This is a genomic window from Streptomyces acidicola, from assembly GCF_009377235.1.
Lineage (GTDB): Bacteria > Actinomycetota > Actinomycetes > Streptomycetales > Streptomycetaceae > Streptomyces > Streptomyces acidicola.
The window spans coordinates 1-21175 of record NZ_VMNX01000117.1; the positions used below are offsets into that span (position 1 = coordinate 1).

General features: G+C 68.9%; 19 protein-coding genes. 15 read left to right on the forward strand and 4 right to left on the reverse strand.

Annotated features, from left to right (window positions below; translation table 11 throughout):
- Positions 1–107: 107 nt before the first annotated feature.
- Positions 108–1178 carry a chitinase gene (locus FPZ41_RS26820; RefSeq protein WP_152866242.1) on the reverse strand — a complete coding sequence of 357 codons (1071 nt, stop codon included), beginning with the start codon at positions 1176–1178 and terminating at the stop codon, positions 108–110.
- Between the two features lie 404 nt (positions 1179–1582).
- On the opposite strand from FPZ41_RS26820, the gene FPZ41_RS26825 reads away from it, so the two are divergent.
- Positions 1583–2278, forward strand: a complete 696-nt coding sequence (locus tag FPZ41_RS26825) for a demethylmenaquinone methyltransferase (protein WP_322620772.1) — start codon at positions 1583–1585, stop codon at positions 2276–2278.
- 52 nt (positions 2279–2330) lie between these two features.
- Here the strand turns inward: FPZ41_RS26825 and FPZ41_RS26830 are convergent, their stop codons facing one another.
- Both FPZ41_RS26830 and FPZ41_RS26835 read right to left on the reverse strand, forming a co-directional pair.
- Positions 2331–2663, reverse strand: coding sequence for a PASTA domain-containing protein (locus FPZ41_RS26830; RefSeq protein ID WP_322620773.1), 333 nt, complete (start codon positions 2661–2663; stop codon positions 2331–2333).
- 105 nt (positions 2664–2768) lie between these two features.
- Positions 2769–3278 carry a GNAT family N-acetyltransferase gene (locus FPZ41_RS26835; protein WP_322620774.1) on the reverse strand — a complete coding sequence of 170 codons (510 nt, stop codon included), beginning with the start codon at positions 3276–3278 and terminating at the stop codon, positions 2769–2771.
- A 168-nt stretch (positions 3279–3446) separates the two neighbouring features.
- On the opposite strand from FPZ41_RS26835, the gene FPZ41_RS26840 reads away from it, so the two are divergent.
- Positions 3447–4757, forward strand: a complete 1311-nt coding sequence (locus FPZ41_RS26840) for a geranylgeranyl reductase family protein (protein WP_131565014.1) — start codon at positions 3447–3449, stop codon at positions 4755–4757.
- A 186-nt stretch (positions 4758–4943) separates the two neighbouring features.
- A complete protein-coding gene (locus tag FPZ41_RS26845) occupies positions 4944–6818 on the forward strand; it encodes a hydroxysqualene dehydroxylase (protein ID WP_152866245.1) in 1875 nt (624 codons plus the stop codon).
- A 159-nt stretch (positions 6819–6977) separates the two neighbouring features.
- Here the strand turns inward: FPZ41_RS26845 and FPZ41_RS26850 are convergent, their stop codons facing one another.
- Positions 6978–7814 (reverse strand): C40 family peptidase, encoded by an 837-nt coding sequence (locus tag FPZ41_RS26850; protein ID WP_152866246.1) that lies wholly within the window; start codon positions 7812–7814, stop codon positions 6978–6980.
- A 716-nt stretch (positions 7815–8530) separates the two neighbouring features.
- On the opposite strand from FPZ41_RS26850, the gene FPZ41_RS26855 reads away from it, so the two are divergent.
- The 12 genes from FPZ41_RS26855 to nuoL are packed head-to-tail and all read left to right on the forward strand — an operon-like array spanning position 8531 to position 21173.
- Positions 8531–8890 (forward strand): NADH-quinone oxidoreductase subunit A, encoded by a 360-nt coding sequence (locus FPZ41_RS26855; RefSeq protein WP_007383963.1) that lies wholly within the window; start codon positions 8531–8533, stop codon positions 8888–8890.
- Positions 8891–8904: 14 nt separating this feature from the next.
- Complete coding sequence (locus tag FPZ41_RS26860) at positions 8905–9459, forward strand: NuoB/complex I 20 kDa subunit family protein (RefSeq protein ID WP_003998928.1); 555 nt, start codon at positions 8905–8907, stop codon at positions 9457–9459.
- Positions 9456–10205: an NADH-quinone oxidoreductase subunit C gene (locus FPZ41_RS26865; RefSeq protein ID WP_152866247.1), complete on the forward strand. Its 750-nt coding sequence runs from the start codon at positions 9456–9458 to the stop codon at positions 10203–10205. The genes FPZ41_RS26860 and FPZ41_RS26865 overlap by 4 nt, the downstream gene beginning before the upstream one ends.
- Positions 10202–11533, forward strand: coding sequence for an NADH-quinone oxidoreductase subunit D (locus FPZ41_RS26870; protein ID WP_152866248.1), 1332 nt, complete (start codon positions 10202–10204; stop codon positions 11531–11533). The genes FPZ41_RS26865 and FPZ41_RS26870 overlap by 4 nt, the downstream gene beginning before the upstream one ends.
- A gap of 29 nt (positions 11534–11562) precedes the next feature.
- Positions 11563–12333 carry an NADH-quinone oxidoreductase subunit NuoE gene (nuoE, locus tag FPZ41_RS26875; RefSeq protein ID WP_131565025.1) on the forward strand — a complete coding sequence of 257 codons (771 nt, stop codon included), beginning with the start codon at positions 11563–11565 and terminating at the stop codon, positions 12331–12333.
- Entirely contained in the window at positions 12330–13682 is a 1353-nt protein-coding gene (gene nuoF / locus FPZ41_RS26880; protein ID WP_322620775.1) for an NADH-quinone oxidoreductase subunit NuoF, read from the forward strand. The genes nuoE and nuoF overlap by 4 nt, the downstream gene beginning before the upstream one ends.
- Complete coding sequence (locus FPZ41_RS26885; RefSeq protein WP_152866250.1) at positions 13679–16183, forward strand: NADH-quinone oxidoreductase subunit G; 2505 nt, start codon at positions 13679–13681, stop codon at positions 16181–16183. Before nuoF ends, FPZ41_RS26885 begins: the two co-directional genes overlap by 4 nt.
- Positions 16180–17541, forward strand: coding sequence for an NADH-quinone oxidoreductase subunit NuoH (gene nuoH, locus FPZ41_RS26890; RefSeq protein WP_322620776.1), 1362 nt, complete (start codon positions 16180–16182; stop codon positions 17539–17541). The genes FPZ41_RS26885 and nuoH overlap by 4 nt, the downstream gene beginning before the upstream one ends.
- Complete coding sequence (gene nuoI, locus FPZ41_RS26895; RefSeq protein ID WP_152866251.1) at positions 17534–18136, forward strand: NADH-quinone oxidoreductase subunit NuoI; 603 nt, start codon at positions 17534–17536, stop codon at positions 18134–18136. The genes nuoH and nuoI overlap by 8 nt, the downstream gene beginning before the upstream one ends.
- Positions 18133–18966 carry an NADH-quinone oxidoreductase subunit J gene (locus tag FPZ41_RS26900; protein ID WP_152866252.1) on the forward strand — a complete coding sequence of 278 codons (834 nt, stop codon included), beginning with the start codon at positions 18133–18135 and terminating at the stop codon, positions 18964–18966. Before nuoI ends, FPZ41_RS26900 begins: the two co-directional genes overlap by 4 nt.
- The gene (gene nuoK, locus FPZ41_RS26905; protein WP_131564991.1) at positions 18963–19262 is read left to right on the forward strand and encodes an NADH-quinone oxidoreductase subunit NuoK; all 300 of its coding nucleotides are present in this window, start codon (positions 18963–18965) and stop codon (positions 19260–19262) included. The genes FPZ41_RS26900 and nuoK overlap by 4 nt, the downstream gene beginning before the upstream one ends.
- A gap of 15 nt (positions 19263–19277) precedes the next feature.
- Positions 19278–21173 carry an NADH-quinone oxidoreductase subunit L gene (nuoL, locus tag FPZ41_RS26910; protein WP_322620777.1) on the forward strand — a complete coding sequence of 632 codons (1896 nt, stop codon included), beginning with the start codon at positions 19278–19280 and terminating at the stop codon, positions 21171–21173.
- Positions 21174–21175 lie beyond the last annotated feature (2 nt).

Sequence of the window (21175 nt, forward strand, 5' to 3'; positions counted from 1 at the left end):
GACGTTTGAGGACGAGGACGTACAGCCCGATGAGCGGGGGTCTGGGAGCGGCAGCCCCCAGGTAAGGGACGGGACTGGGTAGGGGCGGCGGGGGCGAGACAAGGGCCTCAGCCCGAGAGCACCTCCGCGAACGCCCCCTCCTCCTGCTCGACACCGCTGCAGTCGTTGCGCGCGGCACCTGACGAAGAGTCATCGCTCCCGCACTGTCGATCACGGAAGGCCGCCCACATGGACACCCAGCCGATGCCCTTCTCCTCGGCGAACTCCCGCACCTGCGCCCCGTCATCGACCGTGAACGTCTCCTCGTCGACATCGTTCTGCCCGATCATCGACGTGAGCGCCATACCCCGCCACGCCGCGGAGTCCGAGAGACCGAAGATGTCGGCGAGTTGGTCGTGGGTCGCCTCGGCGGACTGCTCCGCGTAGTCGCCCATGTCACCGTCGTACGAACTGCCGTAGTTCATGGTCATGATGTTGACCGTGGAGACCTGGACGGAGTTGTCGTTCGCCGAGTCCAGCAGCGCCATGCCGTCGTCGCCGAGACCGGAGGGCATGACGGGCAGGGTGAAGGACACGGACAGGTCCGGGCGGTCCTTCTGGAGCAGGGCTATCGCCTTGGAGCGCAGGTTCACCGAGCCGGAGTCCTTCAGCGCGTCCCCCTCGATGTCGAAGTCGGCCTCACTCGCCCCGGCCGCGTCGAGCGCCTCCCCGTACGCCTCCGCCAACTCCGACGCGCTGTCGCAGGACTGGGCCAGCTCTGTCCCCGCCGCCCCGCCGAAGGACACCCGTACGGTCGCCCCCGAGTCCGTCAGCGCCGCGATGCGGGACTTGACCGCGGAGTCGCCGATCGCCTTCGACCCGTCCCACATCGGCGTGCAGTCACTGCCGTCCGCGAGCACGAACGCCAGGTTGTACGCCGACGCCGACCCCGCCGAGTCCAGGCCGGACGCGGTCGTGGCGCTCACATAGGGCGCGTACCCCGTCGTCGACTCCCCGGCGGCGGGGCCGGTACTGGTCGGTTTCGGCGGCTGGGCCTGTGCCGTGGACGTGCCGCCGTTGCCGCCGTCACCTGAACTCGATTCCGATCCCGATCCCGATCCCGATCCCGAGGAGCAGCCCGCACACGCCAGCGCCACCAGGCAGAACACTCCGGCAACAGGTTTCAGGAAACTCCGCATCGGCATATGACCCGCCCTGAATCTCGTTCGTGATGTCTGTCTCATCGCGGAAACAAAGCGCGTTTCCGTGCGGGAAATGAATCACACGGGCTGTGCCTCATGAAGATCATCGAAGTGCAGGAGGTTCACGGGAAAGTCGGGAGGAAGCGGGCAAACCCGGCTTTGTGACCGGAAGTTATGGGTCATAAGCATCTCTCCGCCCGCGCGCAGACGTTCTGGGATTCTCCAAGGAAAGGCACAGTTAAAGGCGTTTCTCATGGGCATCTCACAAAGGAGACGGGGAATTGGGCGCATAAAGCCTGCCTGGTATCCCGGGGCAATGCGCCAGGGCACGCGGGTGCGCCGGGGCACGCGGGGTGGGCCGGGCGCGGGTGCGTCCGGCCCGTGCTGCCAGAATGGGCCCTGTGACCCGCGCATCCCTGGACAAGCAGCCGCACGAAGTCGCCTCGATGTTCGACGACGTGGCGGAACGGTACGACCTGACCAACGACGTGCTGTCCCTCGGGCAGGCCCGGCTGTGGCGCAAGGAGGTCGCCAGGGCCGTCGACGCGCGGCCCGCGCAGAAGGTCCTGGACCTCGCCGCCGGCACCGCCACCTCGTCGCTGCCGTTCGCGCGGACGGGTGCCTACGTCGTGCCGTGCGACTTCTCGCTCGGGATGCTCCGCGTCGGCAAGCAGCGGAACTCCTGGCTGCCCTTCACGGCGGGTGACGCGACGAAACTCCCCTTCAAGGACGACACCTTCGACGCGGTGACAATCTCGTTCGGGCTGCGGAACGTCCAGGACACGGATGCCGCGCTGCGCGAGATGTACCGGGTGACCAGGCCCGGCGGCCGGGTGGTGATCTGCGAGTTCTCGCACCCCACGTGGGCGCCGTTCCGCACCGTCTACACCGAGTACCTGATGCGCGCGCTGCCTCCGGCGGCGCGGGCGGTGTCGTCCAGCCCCGACGCGTACGTGTACCTCGCCGAGTCCATCCGCGCGTGGCCGGACCAGCGGGCGCTGGCCGGGCGCCTGGGTGAGGCGGGCTGGGGGAAGGTGGCGTGGCGGAACCTGACGGGTGGGGTCGTGGCGTTGCACAGGGGCTTCAAGCAGGCGTGACCGCGTCCGCGCGGCACTACCGGAGCGCTACCGCAGCAACGGAACCTGAGCACTACCGCAGCACCGGGAACGGATCCCCGGGCGCGTCCAACTCCCGCTGCAGGCCACCGGGAGGCGGCCCACCCCGCCGGGGCTCACGCACGCCCCCGCCCCCCTCGCCCTCACCGAAGTCGAACCACACGGTGACCACGGCCCCGCGAGGCACCTCCGTCCCGGGCTGCGGATACTGCCGTACGACGTAGTCGACGACGGCGAGATGGAATTCGGGGCGGTCGGGCGCGGCGAGCAGCACACCACGTGCCTGGGCCGTCTCACGCGCGTCCACGGCCATCAGACCGACGAACCGCGGCACGCGCACTTCAGGTGTCTTGGGCGTTATGTGCACAGATGTCACCCCCAGCGGTACTGGCAGCGTAACCGCGAGGGGGTGTCCGTCGGAAGCTTTCGGTGCCTATCCGTAACCAAATCTGTAGCTATTGACTACATAGGGTTACAGGTCGAGTCGGTATTGGTGTCCGAGCGCCTTTGTGGTGGGCGTCGTGAAGAGCTCTTCCAGCTCCATGCCCAGGCGCTGGGTCACGGCGATGGAGCGCTTGTTCTCGGCGAGGACCATGGCGACGACGGTCGGGACGCCCGCCCGGCGCACGCGGTCGAGGGTCTCCCGGGCCGCCGCGGTGACGTATCCCTTGCCCCAGTGGGATCGAGCGAGCCGCCAGCCGATCTCGATCTCGCCCACCGGGCCGAAGCTCTCGTGCGGCCACGGCTGGGCGCCCGTGAAGCCGATGACCTGGTCGTCCGCGTCGAGCATGGTCCAGAAGCAGAAGCCGTGCTCGGCGTCGTGGCGGCGCTGGCGGGCGGTGAACTCCTCGTAGAAGGACACCTCGGCGGACCTGCCCCCGTGGAACTCCATGACCTCGGGGTTGTCGAAGGCCCGGTGCCAGGCGATGGCGTCCTCGTCGGTGGGGACACGCAACCGCACGTCGGGGAGAGCTCTGTTCACAGGGGCAGCCCTTCAGCCAGGTGATCGGTACCGCTGAATAGACTGCCCATGTCCAGTGCCCGTCAGCACGCTGTTTTCGAGTCTTCGCGGTTTCGGTCTCGGTCTCGTTCCGAGTCGTCGCGGTCTCGGACTGCGCACGCTGATTTCGAGACTCGGGGAGAACCCGCCGTGACCGAGCCCCAGCCCCTTACCGAACACACCGCCGATGTGATCGTCGTCGGGGCCGGACCAGCCGGTTCCACCACCGCGTACCACCTCGCCAAGGCCGGACTGGACGTCCTGCTGCTGGAGAAGACCGCCTTCCCGCGCGAGAAGGTGTGCGGCGACGGTCTGACGCCCCGTGCGACGAAGCAGTTGGTGTCCATGGGCATCGACATCTCCGAGGAGGCCGGCTGGCTCCGCAACAAGGGGCTGCGCATCATCGGTGGCGGCGTCCGCCTCCAGCTCGACTGGCCGGATCTCGCCGCCTACCCGAACTACGGCCTGGTCCGCAAGCGCGACGACTTCGACGAGCAACTGGCCCGGCAGGCCCAGAAGGCGGGCGCGCGACTGTACGAGCGCTGCAACGTCGGCGCCCCGATCATCGACGACCGCACGGGCCGCATCAAGGGCGTACACGCCAAGCTCGGCGACGCCGAGTCGGGTTCGAAGGAGAAGCGGGACGTCACGTTCCACGCGCCGCTGGTCGTGGCGGCGGACGGCAACTCCACCCGCCTGTCCCTCGCGATGGGCCTGCACCGCCGCGAGGACCGTCCCATGGGCGTCGCGGTCCGCACGTACTTCACCTCGCCGCGCCACGACGACGACTACCTGGAGTCCTGGCTGGAGCTCTGGGACCGCCGCGGTCCCGGAGAGGACCGACTGCTCCCCGGCTACGGCTGGATCTTCGGCATGGGGGACGGCACGTCGAACGTCGGCCTGGGCGTCCTGAACACCTCGTCCTCCTTCAAGGAACTGGACTGGCGCGAGGTCCTCAAGGCCTGGTGCGCGTCGATGCCCGAGGAGTGGGGCTACACCCCGGACAACATGACCGGCCCGATCCGCGGCGCCGCCCTCCCCATGGCCTTCAACCGCCAGCCCCACTACACCAAGGGCCTGCTGCTGGTCGGCGACGCGGGCGGCCTCGTCAACCCCTTCAACGGCGAGGGCATCGCCTACGCCATGGAGTCCGGCCAGATCGCCGCGGACGTCATCGTCCAGGCCCACGCCCGGTCGACCCCCGGCCAGCGCGAACTCGCCCTGCGGAGCTACCCGCGCATCCTGAAGGACACCTACGGCGGCTACTACACGCTCGGCCGCGCCTTCGTGAAGCTCATCGGCAACCCGAAGGTCATGAAGCTGGCGACCGAACGCGGCCTCACCCACCCCCTGCTGATGAAGTTCACCCTGAAGCTCCTGGCCAACCTCACCGACCCGACGGGCGGCGACGCGATGGACCGCATCATCAACGGCCTGAGCAAGGTGGCCCCGAAGGCCTGAGCACGGTGACGGCGTGCGAGGGCTCCGACCCACTCACCGGGGCCCCTCGCACGGCGGGAGGACATGGCCGGAGGGTGCTCGCCCGATCGCCGTCGTGGGTCGGTTGGTCCCGCCGGTGTGAGGATGCTGTGGGTGACGCGGCGGTGACCTTCCGTTCCAACGGGTGTCTCCCTACCTTCCGTATGCATGACAACAGAGCGCACGGACCAACCGCCGGAGCCCCCCGCTCCCACCCGTAGACGCTTCCTCGCAGGCGCCGGAGCCGCGGCCACCGTCGGCACGGTCACTGTCGGCACTGCCACCGCCGGCACTGCCACAGGTGCCCTCGCCTTGTGGCAGGCCGGACCGGCGGCCGCCGCTCCCGCCGGGCGCGCCGCCGGCAAACACGTCGCCGTCCTCGGCGGCGGGGTCTCCGGCCTCAGCGCCGCCCAGGAACTCGCCGAACGCGGCTACGCCGTCACCGTCCACGAGTACTACGACGTCCTCGGCGGCAAGGCCCGGTCGATGGACGTGCCGGGAACCGGCGAGGGCGGCCGCAAGCCCCTTCCCGGTGAGCACGGTTTCCGCTTCTTCCCCGGCTTCTACCGGAACCTGCCGGACGCGATGCGCCGCATCCCCTTCCCCGGCAACGCCGACGGCGTCCGCGGCAACCTCCGCAGCGGCACCGAGGCCCTCTTCCCCCGGGCCGGCGGCCGTCCCGACCTGCACTTCCCGCTGCGCCGCGCCACCACCCCGCCCGCGCCCGGCGACATCACCCCGTCCTGGATACGCGACCAGATCCTGTCGGTCCTCGACCTGGGCACCCGCCTGCCCGCCCACGAGGCCGCGTACTTCGCGAACCGTCTCCTCGTCCACCTCACCAGCTGTGACGCCCGCCGCGAGGACGAGTGGGAGAAGACCAGCTGGTGGGAGTTCATCCGCGCGGGACAGATGAGCGAGGAGTACCGGATCGTCCTCGGCATCGGCCAGACCCGCAACCTCGTCGCCACCCGCGCCGAGGTGGCCTCCACGCGTACCGTCGGCCGCGTCATCATCGAGGCGCTGCTGCTGTGGGGCCTGCTCGGCCGCGGCATGGACGGCGACGCCGACATCGACCGTGTCCTCAACGCCCCCACCAGCGAAGCCTGGATCGATCCCTGGGCCGGCCATCTGCGCTCCCTGGGCGTCGAGTTCGCCATGAGCACCCAGGTGCGGGAGGTGCTGTACTCGGACGGCCGCGTCACCGGCGTACGTGTCCTGGACCGGGACAGGGGCGCCGAACGCACCATCACGGCCGACCACTACGTCTCCGCCCTGCCCGTCGAGCACGCCCGCACCACCTGGGGCCCGGCCCTGCGCGCCGCCGACCCGCAGCTCGCCCGGTGCGACGCGCTTCAGGCGGACTGGATGGTCGGCGTGATGTTCTATCTGCGCACCCCCACCCCGGTCGTCCACGGCCACATCAACTGCCTCGACTCACCCTGGTCGGTCACCGGCATCGGGCAGGCCCAGTTCTGGGACGTACGGGACTTTCCGGCGGACTACGGCGACGGGCGCGCCCGCGACTGTCTCTCCGTGATCATCTCGGAGTGGGACAAGCCGGGGATCCTGTACGGCAAGACGGCCCGCGAGTGTACGAAGGAAGAAGTGGTCGCCGAGTGCTGGGCACAGCTGAAGGACGCCCTGAACGACTCCGGCAAGACCACGCTCACCGACGACGACCGCCTCGGCTGGTTCATGGACCCCGCGGTGACCGGCCTCGGCGGCCCCGACCCGCAGAACCGGGAGCAGCTCCTCATCCACCCGACGGGAACGCTCTACAACCGGCCCACGGCGCGTACGGCCGTACCGAACTTCTTCCTCGCCGGCGACTACGTCCGCACCGATGTCGACCTGGCCACCATGGAGGGCGCCAACGAGTCGGCGCGCCGGGCCGTCAACGCGCTGCTGGACGCGGACCGTTCGGACGCCGAGCGGTGTGAGATCTGGGAGCTCTACCGGCCTCCGGAGATGGAACCCCTCAAGCGCGTCGACGAACTGCGCCACCGGCTCGGCCTGCCGAACACGTTCGACCTGGGCTGAGGGGCGTTGCCGCGGCATGACACCCCGCGGCATGACTCCCCACGGCATGACTCCCCACGGCGTGCCTCCCCGCGGCACGACTCACACAGCACAGCGCGAGGGCCACCGCCCCGAGGCGGCAGCCCTCACTCCGTACGAGGTACTGGGACAGCGGGCGGGTCAGAGAACCCGCACCGCACCCGTCGCCGGGTAGCCGGACAGGTCCTGGATCACGACGCCCTTGGAGGGGTTGGCCGCGTCGAGGTACTGGCCGTTCCCGATGTAGGTGCCCACGTGGTACGCCGAGCCCTTCGCACCCCAGTACAGGATGTCGCCGACCTGAAGGTTGGACAGCGAGACGTCGGTGCCGACCGTCGACTGGTCCTGCGAGACCCGGGGGAGGTCCACGCCGACCTGCTTGTAGGCGGCCTGCATCAGCGAGGAGCAGTCCCACGCGTTGGGGCCCGAGGCACCCAGGACGTAGGCGTCGCCCAGCTGCGCCTTGAGGAAGCTGACGACCGTCGCGACACTGCCGCTGGCCGGGGCGGACGCCGAGGTCGACGTCGAGGCCGAGGTCGCCTTCGAGGTCAGGGTGGCCCGCTCGGCGGCGCGCGTGGCAGCGCGCTCGGCGGCTGCCCGCCGCTCGGCCTCGGCCTTCTTCTTGGCCTCCGCCTTCGCTTCCTTGAGGTCCGCCGCGGCCTGCTCGGCGGCCTTGGCGGTGGCAGCGTCACGCTCGGCCTGCAGCTCGTAGTTCGCGGCGGTCTGCTGCATGGCGTCCGCGGACTGCGCGACCTGGGAGGCCACGTCGGCCGTGAGCGTGGGCAGTTCGATCGTCTGGGTCACGGGCTCCGCGGCGTACGCCGACGCGGACGCACCGGCCACTGCCACGCTGCCGAGAATGCCGCCGGCGACCCCGGCACGCATCGCCATCGTCGAGGCGTTGCTGCGGGGCTTCCGGTGGCTGCGTATGTGAGCGGTGTGGGACATGGGTACAAGCGGTACCAGGGGCTCCTCCATACCTACAAGGAACGTGTGGTCCGCCACAGTTGTTCAATCTGCCCCCAAATCCGGGGGTGGGTCGCTCCTTATTGACGCCGTAACGGGCAATGCGGACACCATCACTCAAGCCTGTGATCACGGTCTTTCGTCGATACGTCCGAATTGCTCTCCGCCTACCACTGGTTGCGGCGGGTGGCCAAGCCCGGTTTCTCGGCGCTCCTCGTGAGTGTGATGCAGGTCACGGAGCGGTGATCGTGACGGCCGTGCCACGCGCAGGTGAATTCGGGTCGCGGGAGCTCGTGAATGCGTGCACGCGTCCACATTCGTTCGCCGCCCCTCCCGTGGATGTGAATGCGCTCCTCTATCAAGCCCCGATGTCCAGGGCCAATTTGCATGCAACGGAAGCCTCTTGATATGGAGACGCACTGCGTGACCAGGGGTTACGATCGAAAATGTCACTTCTGGTGATCGCTCTGACGCTTCGGGTGTGAAGATCACTGCTCATCCGACTTCATGATCGTTCGTCAGGTGGTGAAGATCACAAAGTCCTTGCTTACCCCCGTGTCGCAGATCACAGACCGGCGGGCATAGGATGCGGGGCAGTTGGGCTTGTGACCTGCTTCACATGTTCGCGATCTTCGCCGGGACGAGCGGGGCTCGTGGGACTGGTGAGGCAGGTGGTGGGTCCAACGCAACCGCCAGCAGTCAGTGCCGACTGAGAGGAGCGAGGAGCGGTGAACGCGTATGCGCCCATCCTCGTACTGGGAGCCCTCGGGGCAGGCTTTGCGATCTTCTCCGTGGTCATGGCCACGCTGATCGGTCCGAAGCGCTACAACCGGGCGAAGCTTGAGGCCTACGAGTGCGGTATCGAGCCGACCCCCACGCCGGCCGGCGGCGGGCGTTTCCCCATCAAGTACTACCTGACGGCGATGCTCTTCATCGTCTTCGACATCGAGATCGTCTTCCTCTACCCGTGGGCCGTCACCTTCGACGCCCTGGGTGTTTTCGGGCTCGTGGAGATGCTGCTCTTCGTGCTCACCGTCTTCGTCGCCTACGCGTACGTATGGCGGCGCGGCGGCCTGGAATGGGACTGAGGGGCCTTTCAATCATGGGACTCGAAGAAAAGCTGCCGAGCGGCTTCCTGCTGACCACCGTCGAGCAGGCCGCGGGCTGGGTGCGCAAGGCGTCTGTCTTCCCCGCCACCTTCGGCCTCGCCTGTTGCGCCATCGAGATGATGACCACGGGCGCGGGACGCTACGACCTGGCCCGATTCGGCATGGAGGTCTTCCGCGGCTCACCCCGCCAGGCGGACCTCATGATCGTCGCCGGACGGGTCAGCCAGAAGATGGCGCCGGTGCTGCGGCAGGTCTATGACCAGATGCCGAACCCCAAGTGGGTGATCTCCATGGGGGTCTGCGCGTCCTCGGGCGGCATGTTCAACAACTACGCCATCGTCCAGGGCGTCGACCACATCGTCCCGGTCGACATCTATCTCCCGGGCTGTCCGCCACGGCCCGAGATGCTGATGGACGCGATCCTCAAGCTCCACCAGAAGATCCAGACCTCCAAGCTCGGTGTGAACGCCGAGGAGGCGGCCCGCGAGGCCGAGGAGGCCGCGCTCAAGGCGCTCCCCACCATCGAGATGAAGGGGCTGCTGCGATGAGCGACGCGAACGGCAAGGGCACGAACGGGGTCAACCCCGAGAAGGACCTCGGAGCCTCCAACCTCCCCGGCCAGCGCGGCGAGGGCGGCGAGGAGATCCGCGTCCAGCGCGGCATGTTCGGCGCCAACAACGGCGGCGACACCTCCGGCTACGGCGGCCTGGTCCGCTCCATTCGGCTGCCCGGTCCGGCCACCCGCCCCTACGGCGGCTGGTTCGACGAGGTCGCCGACGAACTCGAGGGCGCCCTGGAGGAACAGGGACTCGTCCCCGAGAACGTCGTCGACAAGACCGTCGTCGACCGCGACGAGCTCACGTTCCACGTCGAACGCGAGTACCTGCTCCGCGTCGCCCAGACCCTCCGCGACGACCCGGCGCTCCGCTTCGAGCTGTGCACCGGCGTCAGCGGCGTCCACTACCCGGGCGACAAGGGCCGCGAGCTGCACGCCGTCTACCACCTGCGCTCGATCACCCACAACCGGCTGATCCGCGTGGAGGTCTCCGCCCCCGACGCCGACCCGCACATCCCGTCGCTCGTCTCCGTCTACCCGACGAACGACTGGCACGAGCGCGAGACGTACGACTTCTTCGGCATCGTCTTCGACGGTCACCCGGCGCTGACGCGGATCATGATGCCGGACGACTGGCAGGGCTTCCCGCAGCGCAAGGACTACCCCCTCGGCGGCATCCCCGTCGAGTACAAGGGCGCCCAGATCCCGGCTCCGGACCAGCGGAGGTCGTACTCATGAGCACCTCGCACGCATCTGCCGCTTCGGCGCGCGAGACCACCGAAGGCACCGTCTACACGGTCACCGGCGGCGACTGGGACGAGGTCGTCGAGACCGCGGCCAAGGCCGACGACGAGCGCCTGATCGTCAACATGGGCCCCCAGCACCCGTCCACCCACGGCGTGCTCCGGCTCATCCTGGAGATCGAGGGCGAGACCGTCACCGAGGCCCGCTGCGGCATCGGCTACCTCCACACCGGTATCGAGAAGAACCTCGAGTACCGGACCTGGACCCAGGGCACGACCTTCGTGACCCGCATGGACTACCTCACGCCGTTCTTCAACGAGACGGCGTACTGCCTCGCCGTCGAGAAGCTCCTCGGCATCGAGGACCAGGTCCCGGACCGCGCCACGATCATCCGCGTGCTCCTGATGGAACTGAACCGGCTCTCCTCCCACCTGGTGTGCATCGCCACCGGCGGCATGGAGCTGGGCGCCACCACGATCATGATCTACGGGTTCCGGGACCGTGAACTCATCCTCGACATCTACGAGCTGATCACCGGCCTGCGGATGAACCACGCGTACATCCGGCCCGGAGGACTCGCCCAGGACCTGCCGCCGGGCGCGGTGGACCAGATCCGCGAGTTCGTGAAGAAGATGAAGAAGAACCTTCCCGAGTACGACAAGCTCGCCACCGGGAACCCCATCTTCAAGGCCCGTATGCAGGACGTCGGCTACCTCGACCTGGCCGGCTGCATGGCCCTCGGCGCCACCGGCCCGATCCTCCGCTCGGCGGGCCTGCCGCACGACCTGCGCAAGACGCAGCCGTACTGCGGCTACGAGACGTACGACTTCGACGTCCCGACCGCCGACAGCTGCGACTCCTACGGGCGCTTCCTGATCCGCCTGGAGGAGATGCGCCAGTCGCTCAGGATCGTCGAGCAGTGCCTGGACCGGCTGGAGCCCGGCCCGGTCATGGTCGACGACAAGAAGATCGCGTGGCCCGCCCAGCTCGCCCTGGGACCGGACGGACTGGGCAACTCCCTGGACCACATCAAGAAGATCATGGGCAGCTCCATGGAGGCCCTGATCCACCACTTCAAGCTGGTGACCGAGGGCTTCCGCGTCCCGCCGGGACAGGCGTACACGGCGGTCGAGTCGCCCAAGGGCGAGCTCGGGGTGCACGTCGTGTCCGACGGAGGCACCCGCCCCTACCGGGTCCACTTCAGGGACCCGTCCTTCACCAACCTGCAGGCCATGGCGGCGATGTGCGAGGGCGGCCAGGTCGCCGACGTCATCGTCGCCGTCGCGTCCATCGACCCCGTGATGGGAGGCGTCGACCGGTGACCACCACCCCCGAGGGCGTCAGCCTGGGCATGCCCCAACTGCCCCCGCCCGACTACCCGGACGACGTCCGGGCCCGGCTGGAGCGGGACGCGGCGGAGGTCGTCGCCCGCTACCCGGACTCCCGCTCGGCCCTGCTGCCGTTGCTGCACCTCGTGCAGGCGGAGGAGGGCCACGTCACCCGCACCGGCATGCAGTTCTGCGCCGAGGTGCTCGGCCTGACCACGGCCGAGGTCACCGCGGTCGCCACCTTCTACACCATGTACCGGCGCAAGCCCTCCGGTGACTACCAGGTGGGCGTCTGCACCAACACCCTGTGCGCGGTGATGGGCGGCGACGCCATCTTCGAGGCGCTCCAGGACCACCTGGGCGTCGGCAACGGCGAGACCACCGACGACGGCAAGGTCACCCTGGAGCACATCGAGTGCAACGCGGCCTGTGACTTCGCACCGGTCGTGATGGTCAACTGGGAGTTCTTCGACAACCAGACCGTGGACAGCGCGAGGCAGCTCGTCGACGACCTGCGTGCGGGAGCGCAGGTCGAGCCGACCCGAGGCGCCCCCCTGTGCACGTTCAAGGAGACCGCCCGGATCCTGGCGGGGTTCCCCGACGAGCGGGACGGAGCCGTCGAGGCGAGCGGCAGCGCGGGACCCGCCTCCCTGATCGGCCTCCGCCTGGCCAAGGGCGAGGCCGGCGCGCGCGTGGTGCATCCGCGGGACGGCGGACCCCACGACGAGCCGCAGGACACATCGGCCACCGACCCCGCCCGCCCGGCGGGTCCTGACGCCGAGGAGGGGGAGTGATGACGTTGGCAGCCGAGATCAAGGACCACAGCCCGGAGAAGCTGCTCGCACCCGTGCTGTCGTCCTTCTGGGACGAGGACAAGTCCTGGACGCTGGATGTCTACCGAAGGCACGAAGGGTACGAGGGGCTCCGCAAGGCGCTCGCCATGTCACCGGACGACGTGATCGCTTACGTCAAGGACTCCGGGCTGCGCGGGCGTGGAGGCGCGGGATTCCCGACGGGAATGAAATGGCAGTTCATTCCGCAGGGTGATGGAAAACCGCACTATCTAGTTGTCAACGCCGACGAATCGGAGCCCGGAACGTGCAAGGACATTCCGCTCCTCTTCGCGAACCCGCATAGCCTCATCGAGGGCATGGTCATCGCGTGTTATGCCATCAGGTCGTCGCATGCCTTCATCTATCTGCGTGGTGAAGTCGTCCCCGTTCTGCGGCGGTTGCACGAGGCCGTGCGAGAGGCCTACGCGGCGGGCTACCTCGGCAAGAACATCCTGGGCAGCGGACTCGACCTCGACATCACCGTGCACGCGGGCGCGGGCGCGTACATCTGCGGTGAGGAGACCGCACTGCTGGACTCGCTCGAAGGCCGCCGTGGTCAACCGCGGCTCCGTCCCCCCTTTCCTGCTGTCGCGGGCCTCTATGCGTGCCCGACTGTTGTGAACAACGTCGAGTCGATCGCCTCGGTTCCCGCGATTCTGAAAAACGGCAAGGACTGGTTCAGGTCGATGGGCAGCGAGAAGTCACCGGGCTTCACGCTCTACTCGCTCAGCGGCCACGTCGCCCGCCCCGGTCAGTACGAGGCCCCGCTCGGCATCACTCTCCGCCAGCTCCTCGACATGAGCGGCGGCATGCGGCCCGGGCACCGGCTGAAGTTCTGGACGCCGGGCGGCTCCTCCACGCCGATGTTCACCGACGAGCACCTCGACGTGCCCCTCGACTACGAGGGCGTCGGCGCCGCCGGGTCCATGCTCGGCACCAAGGCATTGCAGTGCTTCGACGAGACCACCTGCGTCGTACGGGCCGTCACCCGCTGGACCGAGTTCTACGCCCACGAGTCCTGCGGCAAGTGCACACCCTGCCGTGAAGGGACTTACTGGCTCGTGCAGTTGCTGCGCGACATCGAGGCCGGCAAGGGCATCATGTCCGACCTCGACAAGCTGAACGACATCGCCGACAACATCAACGGCAAGTCCTTCTGCGCCCTCGGCGACGGCGCCGCCTCGCCGATCTTCTCCTCCCTCAAGTACTTCCGCGAGGAGTACGAGGAGCACATCACGGGCCGGGGCTGCCCCTTCGACCCGGCCAAGTCCACGGCCTGGGCCGACAAGCGCACGGAGGTGAACGCATGACGGTGACCACCAGCGCTCCGTCCGGGGGCGGAGAAGCGGCGGTCCCGCCGGAGGACCTCGTCTCGCTGACGATCGACGGCGTCGAGATCAGCGTGCCCAAGGGCACCCTGGTCATCCGGGCCGCCGAGCAACTCGGCATCGAGATCCCACGGTTCTGCGACCACCCTCTCCTCGACCCGGCCGGCGCCTGCCGCCAGTGCATCGTCGAGGTCGAGGGCCAGCGCAAGCCCATGGCGTCCTGCACGATCACCTGCACCGACGGGATGGTCGTCAAGACCCACCTCACCTCGCCCGTCGCCGAGAAGGCCCAGAAGGGTGTGATGGAGCTCCTGCTCATCAACCACCCGCTGGACTGCCCCGTCTGCGACAAGGGCGGCGAGTGCCCCCTGCAGAACCAGGCCATGTCGCACGGCCACGCCGAGTCCCGCTTCGAAGGAAAGAAGCGCACCTTCGAGAAGCCCGTGCCGATCTCCACACAGGTGCTGCTCGACCGTGAGCGGTGCGTGCTGTGCGCCCGCTGCACCCGGTTCTCCAACCAGATCGCGGGCGACCCGATGATCGAGCTGCTCGAGCGGGGCGCGCTCCAGCAGGTCGGTACCGGTGAGGGCGACCCCTTCGAGTCGTACTTCTCCGGGAACACCATCCAGATCTGCCCGGTGGGCGCGCTGACCTCGGCGGCCTACCGCTTCCGCTCCCGCCCCTTCGACCTGGTCTCCTCGCCGTCCATGTGCGAGCACTGCTCCGGCGGCTGCGCGACGCGTACGGACCACCGGCGCGGCAAGGTCATGCGGCGGCTCGCCGCACAGGACCCCGAGGTCAACGAGGAGTGGATCTGCGACAAGGGGCGGTTCGCGTTCCGGTACGCGCAGCGGCCGGACCGGCTGACGACGCCGCTCGTGCGCGGCGAGTCGGGTGAGCTGGAGCCCGCTTCCTGGCCGGAGGCCCTCGCGGCCGCGGCCCAGGGGCTGTCGGCCGCGCGCGGCCGTGCCGGTGTCCTGACCGGCGGCCGTCTGACCGTCGAGGACGCGTACGCGTACAGCAAGTTCGCGCGCGTGGCGCTCGACACGAACGACATCGACTTCCGCGCGCGCGTGCACAGCGGCGAGGAGGCCGACTTCCTGGCCGCCCGGGTGGCGGGACGCGGACACGACCTCGACGGTACGGGCGTCACGTACGCCTCGCTGGAGAAGGCGCCCGCGGTGCTGCTCGTCGGGTTCGAGGCCGAGGAGGAGGCGCCCGGCGTCTTCCTGCGGCTGCGCAAGGCCTGGCGGGGGCACGGACAGAAGGTGTTCTCGCTGGCCACGTACGGGACCCGGGGCCTGGAGAAGGCCGGCGGCACGCTGCTGCCGGCCGCGCCCGGCACCGAGACCGAGTGGCTGGACGCCCTCGCGGGCCGGGTCGGTCTGGAGGAGGACGGGGCGAAGGCCGCCGAGGCGCTGCGCACCGAGGGCGCGGTGATCGTCGTCGGTGAGCGGCTGGCCGCGGTGGCCGGAGGGCTCACCGCCGCCGTACGGGCCGCGACCGCGACCGGAGCCGGGCTGGTGTGGATTCCGCGCCGGGCCGGGGAGCGCGGCGCGATCGAGGCCGGCGCGGTGCCGTCGCTGCTGCCGGGCGGGCGCCCGGCCACCGACTCACGCGCGAGGGTCGAGGTCGCCTCCGCCTGGGGCGTCGCCGAACTCCCGCTTCGCCACGGCCGCGACACCGGCCAGATCGTCGAGGCCGCAGCGAGCGGCGAGCTGGGCGCGCTGGTGGTGGCGGGCGTGGAGGTCGCCGACCTTCCCGACCCGGCACGCGCGCGCGAGGCGCTTGCCGGAGTCGGCTTCCTGGTGTCGCTGGAACTGCGGCCCAGCGAGGTCACCGAGCGCGCGGACGTGGTCTTCCCCGTCGCCGCCGTCGCCGAGAAGGCGGGCAGCTTCGTCAACTGGGAGGGCCGGGTACGCCCCTTCGAGGCCGCCCTCAAGCCCGACCAGATGACCCGCCGCCTGGCACCTACCGACGGGCGTGTGCTCCAGATGCTGGCCGACGCCATGGACGTCCACCTGGGTCTGCCCGATCTGCGCACCACGCGCGCGGAGATCGACCGCCTCGGCGCGTGGGACGGGCCGCAGGCGAGCGACCCGCTGGCGATCGGCGGCCAGCTGCCGCGGCCGGCCGCCGGAGAGGCCGTCCTGGCCGGACACCGGCTGCTGCTCGACCAGGGCCGCCTCCAGGACGGCGACGCGGCACTCGCCGGAACGCGGCACGCCGCACGCGCGCGCGTGTCGGCCGCCACGGCCGCCGAGGCGGGCGTCAAGGACGGTGACCTCCTCGCGGTCAGCGGCCCCGCCGGGGCCGTGGAACTCCCGCTGCAGATCACCGAGATGCCCGACCGCGTGGTCTGGCTCCCGCTGAACTCCGCCGGAACAGGCGTCGCCTCCGACACCGGGGCGCTGCCCGGCGCACTCGTCCGCATCGGCCCGGCGACCCTCGCCCCCGAGGACTCGAAGGAGGTGGAGGCGTGACGGCGTACCTCGCCGCGGAGGACCTCTCCATGTTCGGCCGCGACCCGTGGTGGCTGGTCGTCATCAAGGCGGTGTTCTGCTTCGCCTTCCTGATGGTGACCGTGCTCTTCTCCATCGTGTGGGAGCGCAAGGTCGTCGCCTGGATGCAGCTGCGCATCGGCCCCAACCGGCACGGCCCCTGGGGCATGCTCCAGTCGCTCGCCGACGGCATCAAGCTGATGCTCAAGGAAGACGTCATCGTCAAACGCGCGGACAAGGTGGTGTACGTCCTCGCGCCGATCGTCGCGGCCATCCCGGCCTTCATGGCGATCGCGGTGATCCCCTTCGGGCCGGCCGGCAACGAGGTCTCGATCTTCGGCCAGCGCACCACGATGCAGCTCACGGACCTGCCGATCGCGATGCTCTACATCCTCGCGGTCGCCTCGGTGGGCATCTACGGGATCGTGCTGGCGGGCTGGAGCTCCGGATCCACGTACCCCCTGCTCGGCGGCCTGCGCTCGTGCGCGCAGATGATCTCGTACGAGATCGCCATGGGCGCCGCCTTCGCCTCCGTGTTCCTCTACTCGGGGTCGATGTCGACGTCGGCGATCGTCGAGGCCCAGCAGGACCGCTGGTTCGTCATCCTGCTGCCGGTCTCGTTCCTGATCTACATCGTGACCATGGTCGGCGAGACCAACCGCGCCCCCTTCGACATGCCGGAGTCCGAGGGCGACCTGGTCGGCGGCTTCAACACCGAGTACTCGTCCATCAAGTTCGCGATGTTCATGCTCGCCGAGTACGTGAACATGGTGACCGTCTCGGCCGTGTCCGTGACGCTCTTCCTCGGCGGCTGGCGGGCACCGTGGCCGATCAGCACCTTCTGGGAGGGTGCCAACCACGGCTGGTGGCCCATGCTCTGGTTCGTGGTGAAGGTGCAGCTGCTGCTGTTCTTCTTCATCTGGCTGCGCGGCACGCTCCCGCGCGTCCGCTACGACCAGCTGATGAAGCTGGGCTGGAAGGTCCTCATCCCGGTCTCCGTGGTCTGGCTGATGCTGGTGGCGACCGTGCGGACCCTGCGCAACGAGAACTACGCATTCTCCGAGATCGCGCTGTACGTCGGCGGAGCCGTCCTCGTCCTGCTGCTGCTCTCGTTCGTCGCGGACATGTTCCGCAACCGCCAGGAGGCGCAGGACAAGCCCGCCGAACCCGCCGCGTTCGACCCCATGGCCGGCGGATTCCCCGTACCGCCCCTGCCCGGTCAGACCCTGCCGCCGGTGCCGCGCAGGCGCCCGCGCCGTGAGCGGGAGCTGATTGTCAGTGGCGGGTCCGATACTGACAGTGACGGATCTTCGAGTGGAAGGGAGGCGTCCGATGGCTGATGAGCCGAAGGAGACCAAGCCGGGTTTCCAGAACCCCGTCGCCGGCTTCGGCGTGACCTTCAAGGCCATGTTCAAGAAGCGGCTGACCGAGCAGTACCCGGAGCAGCAGAAGACCACCGCACCGCGGTTCCACGGCCGGCACCAGCTCAACCGCCATCCGGACGGCCTGGAGAAGTGCATCGGCTGCGAGCTGTGCGCCTGGGCCTGTCCCGCCGACGCGATCTACGTGGAGGGCGCGGACAACACGGACGAGGAGCGCTACTCGCCGGGCGAGCGGTACGGCCGCGTCTACCAGATCAACTACGCCCGCTGCATCCTGTGCGGCCTGTGCATCGAGGCGTGCCCCACGCGCGCGCTGACGATGACCAACGAGTTCGAGCTGGCCGACTCCAGCCGCGCCAACCTCATCTACACCAAGGAGCAACTGCTCGCCGGCCTCGAAGAGGGCATGGTCGACACGCCGCACGCGATCTACCCCGGCATGGACGAGCAGGACTACTACCGGGGACTCGTCACCGAGGCCGCGCCCGGGACGGAGCCTCAGGTCGCTGTCTCCAAGGGAGAAAAGCCCCAGGAAGAGGGGGCTGACGCATGACCGCACAGCTCGCCGCCTACACCACCTCCACCGGTGAGGCGTTCCAGTTCTGGGTGCTCGGCACGATCGCCGTGATCGGCGCCCTGTGCACCGTCTTCATGAAGAAGGCCGTGCACAGTGCGCTCTGCCTCGCCGGCACCATGATCGTCCTGGCGGTGTTCTACCTCGCCAACGGCGCCTACTTCCTGGGCATCGTGCAGATCGTCGTCTACACCGGCGCGATCATGATGCTGTTCCTGTTCGTGGTGATGCTTGTCGGCGTCACGGCGGCGGACTCCTTGAAAGAGACCATCAAGGGCCAGCGCTGGCTGGCTCTTCTCTGTGGCCTCGGCTTCGGCACCCTGCTGATCGGGGGCATCGGCAACGCCTCGCTGAAGGAGTTCAACGGCCTGGGCCGGGCGAACGCGAACGGCAACGTGGAGGGCCTCGCCACTCTCATCTTCACGAAGTACGTGTTCGCCTTCGAACTCACCGGCGCCCTGCTCATCACGGCCACGGTGGGCGCCATGGTGCTCACCCACCGCGAGCGCACCGAGCGCGCCAAGACCCAGCGCGAGCTGGCCGAGCAGCGCGTCCGCGAGGGCAAGCACGTACCGCCGCTGCCGGCGCCCGGTGTGTACGCACGGCACAACGCGGTGGACATCGCCGGCCTCCTCCCGGACGGCACCCCGTCCGAGCTCACCGTCAGCAAGACGCTGCGGGACCGCGGTCAGGTCCGTGACGTGTCGACCGAGGCGCTCAGTGATCTCAAGGCACTGGAGCAGCGCGCCGAGGACCGGCTGGAGCGCTCGAACAGCGGAGGCTCGAACAGCGGGGAGGCCTCGAAGTGAATCCCGTCAACTACCTGTATCTCGCGGCCCTGTTGTTCACGATCGGCGCCACCGGCGTGCTCATCAGGCGGAACGCGATCGTGGTGTTCATGTGCGTGGAGCTGATGCTCAACGCCTGCAACCTCGCGTTCGTCGCCTTCGCCCGGATGCACGGCAACCTCGACGGCCAGATCATCGCCTTCTTCACGATGGTCGTCGCCGCGGCGGAGGTCGTGGTCGGACTCGCGATCATCGTGTCGGTGTTCCGTGCCCGCCACTCGGCCTCGGTCGACGACGCCAGCCTGATGAAGCTGTAAGGGGTCGGAAGAATCGTGGAGAACCTGATTGCGCTGCTGGTGGCGGCGCCCCTGCTCGGAGCGGCCGTCCTCTTGTGTGGCGGCCGGCGCCTCGACGCCGTCGGCCACTGGATCGGCACGGCTTTCGCGGCCGCCTCCTTCGTGCTCGGCGTCGTCCTCTTCGCCGACATGCTGGGCAAGAGCCCCGAACACCGGACCTTGATGCAGCATCTGTTCAGCTGGATCCCGGTCGAGGGTTTCCAGGCGAACGTCGGCTTCCAGCTCGACCAGCTGTCGATGACGTTCGTCCTGCTCATCACCGGAGTCGGCTCCCTCATCCATGTGTACTCGATCGGGTACATGGAGCACGACGAGCGCCGACGCCGCTTCTTCGGCTATCTGAACCTGTTCCTCGCGGCGATGCTGCTGCTCGTCGTCGCCGACAACTACCTGCTGCTGTACGTCGGCTGGGAGGGCGTCGGTCTCGCCTCGTACCTGCTGATCGGCTTCTGGCAGCACAAGCCCAGCGCCGCGACCGCCGCGAAGAAGGCCTTCCTGGTCAACCGCGTCGGCGACATGGGGCTGTCCATCGCCATCATGCTGATGTTCACCACCTTCGGGACCTTCGCCTTCGGGCCGGTCCTTCAGTCCACCGGTGACGCCGGCGAGGGCAAACTCACCGCCATCGGCCTGATGCTGCTGCTCGCCGCCTGCGGCAAGTCCGCCCAGGTGCCGCTGCAGTCCTGGCTCGGGGACGCGATGGAGGGCCCGACCCCGGTCTCGGCCCTCATCCACGCCGCGACCATGGTGACCGCGGGCGTCTACCTGATCGTCCGCTCCGGGGACATCTTCAACGCGGCGCCCGACGCTCAGCTGGCCGTCACCGTGGTCGGCGCGGTCACGCTCCTCTTCGGTGCGATCGTCGGTTGCGCGAAGGACGACATCAAGAAGGCCCTCGCCGGGTCGACCATGTCGCAGATCGGCTACATGGTGCTGGCCGCGGGCCTCGGTCCCATCGGCTACGCCTTCGCGATCATGCACCTGGTGACGCACGGCTTCTTCAAGGCCGGGCTGTTCCTCGGCGCCGGATCGGTCATGCACGGCATGAACGACGAGGTCGACATGAGGAAGTACGGCGGCCTGCGGAAGTACATGCCGATCACCTTCGTGACGTTCGGCCTCGGCTACCTCGCGATCATCGGCTTCCCCGGTCTGTCCGGCTTCTTCTCCAAGGACAAGATCATCGAGGCGGCGTTCGCCAAGGGCGGCGCCGAGGGCTGGATCCTCGGCGGCGCGGCCCTGCTGGGCGCGGCCATCACGGCGTTCTACATGACGCGCGTGATGCTGATGACGTTCTTCGGCGAGAAGCGCTGGCAGCCCGACGAGCACGGCAACGAGCCGCACCCGCACGAGTCGCCCAAGGTCATGACGATCCCCATGATCGTGCTGGCCGTCGGCTCGGTCTTCGCGGGCGCGTTCTTCGGCATCGGCGAGCGGTTCGTGAAGTGGCTGGAGCCCGTCACCGGCTTCGAGCACGGCCACCCGCCGGTCAGCGCGCTGACGGTCACGCTCTCCACGGTGGCCGTGATGGTCGTCGGCGTCGGCTTCGCCTACGCCCAGTACGGGCGCCGCCCCGTCCCGGTCGTCGCCCCGCGCGGATCGCTGCTCACCCGGGCCGCCCGGCGCGACCTCCTCCAGGACGACTTCAACCATGTCGTCCTGGTCCGCGGCGGCGAACACCTCACGCGCTCCCTGGTGTACGTCGACCACACGCTGGTCGACGGCGTCGTCAACGGCACGGCAGCCACGATGGGCGGCCTCTCCGGACGGCTGCGCAAGCTGCAGAACGGCTTCGCGCGGTCGTACGCGGTCTCGATGTTCGGCGGTGCGGCGGTCCTCATCGCCGCGACCCTGCTGATGAGGGCGGTCTGATA

What these genes read in the sequence shown, in the direction of transcription:
- FPZ41_RS26845 (WP_152866245.1), top strand. Translation starts at nt 4,944, where the DNA reads ATGACAACAGAGCGCACGGACCAACCGCCGGAGCCCCCCGCTCCCACC.
- FPZ41_RS26850 (WP_152866246.1), bottom strand. Translation starts at nt 7,814, where the DNA reads ATGGAGGAGCCCCTGGTACCGCTTGTACCCATGTCCCACACCGCTCAC.
- FPZ41_RS26870 (WP_152866248.1), top strand. Translation starts at nt 10,202, where the DNA reads ATGAGCACCTCGCACGCATCTGCCGCTTCGGCGCGCGAGACCACCGAA.
- FPZ41_RS26885 (WP_152866250.1), top strand. Translation starts at nt 13,679, where the DNA reads ATGACGGTGACCACCAGCGCTCCGTCCGGGGGCGGAGAAGCGGCGGTC.
- nuoE (WP_131565025.1), top strand. Translation starts at nt 11,563, where the DNA reads ATGCCCCAACTGCCCCCGCCCGACTACCCGGACGACGTCCGGGCCCGG.
- FPZ41_RS26860 (WP_003998928.1), top strand. Translation starts at nt 8,905, where the DNA reads ATGGGACTCGAAGAAAAGCTGCCGAGCGGCTTCCTGCTGACCACCGTC.
- nuoI (WP_152866251.1), top strand. Translation starts at nt 17,534, where the DNA reads ATGGCTGATGAGCCGAAGGAGACCAAGCCGGGTTTCCAGAACCCCGTC.
- FPZ41_RS26900 (WP_152866252.1), top strand. Translation starts at nt 18,133, where the DNA reads ATGACCGCACAGCTCGCCGCCTACACCACCTCCACCGGTGAGGCGTTC.
- FPZ41_RS26820 (WP_152866242.1), bottom strand. Translation starts at nt 1,178, where the DNA reads ATGCGGAGTTTCCTGAAACCTGTTGCCGGAGTGTTCTGCCTGGTGGCG.
- FPZ41_RS26865 (WP_152866247.1), top strand. Translation starts at nt 9,456, where the DNA reads ATGAGCGACGCGAACGGCAAGGGCACGAACGGGGTCAACCCCGAGAAG.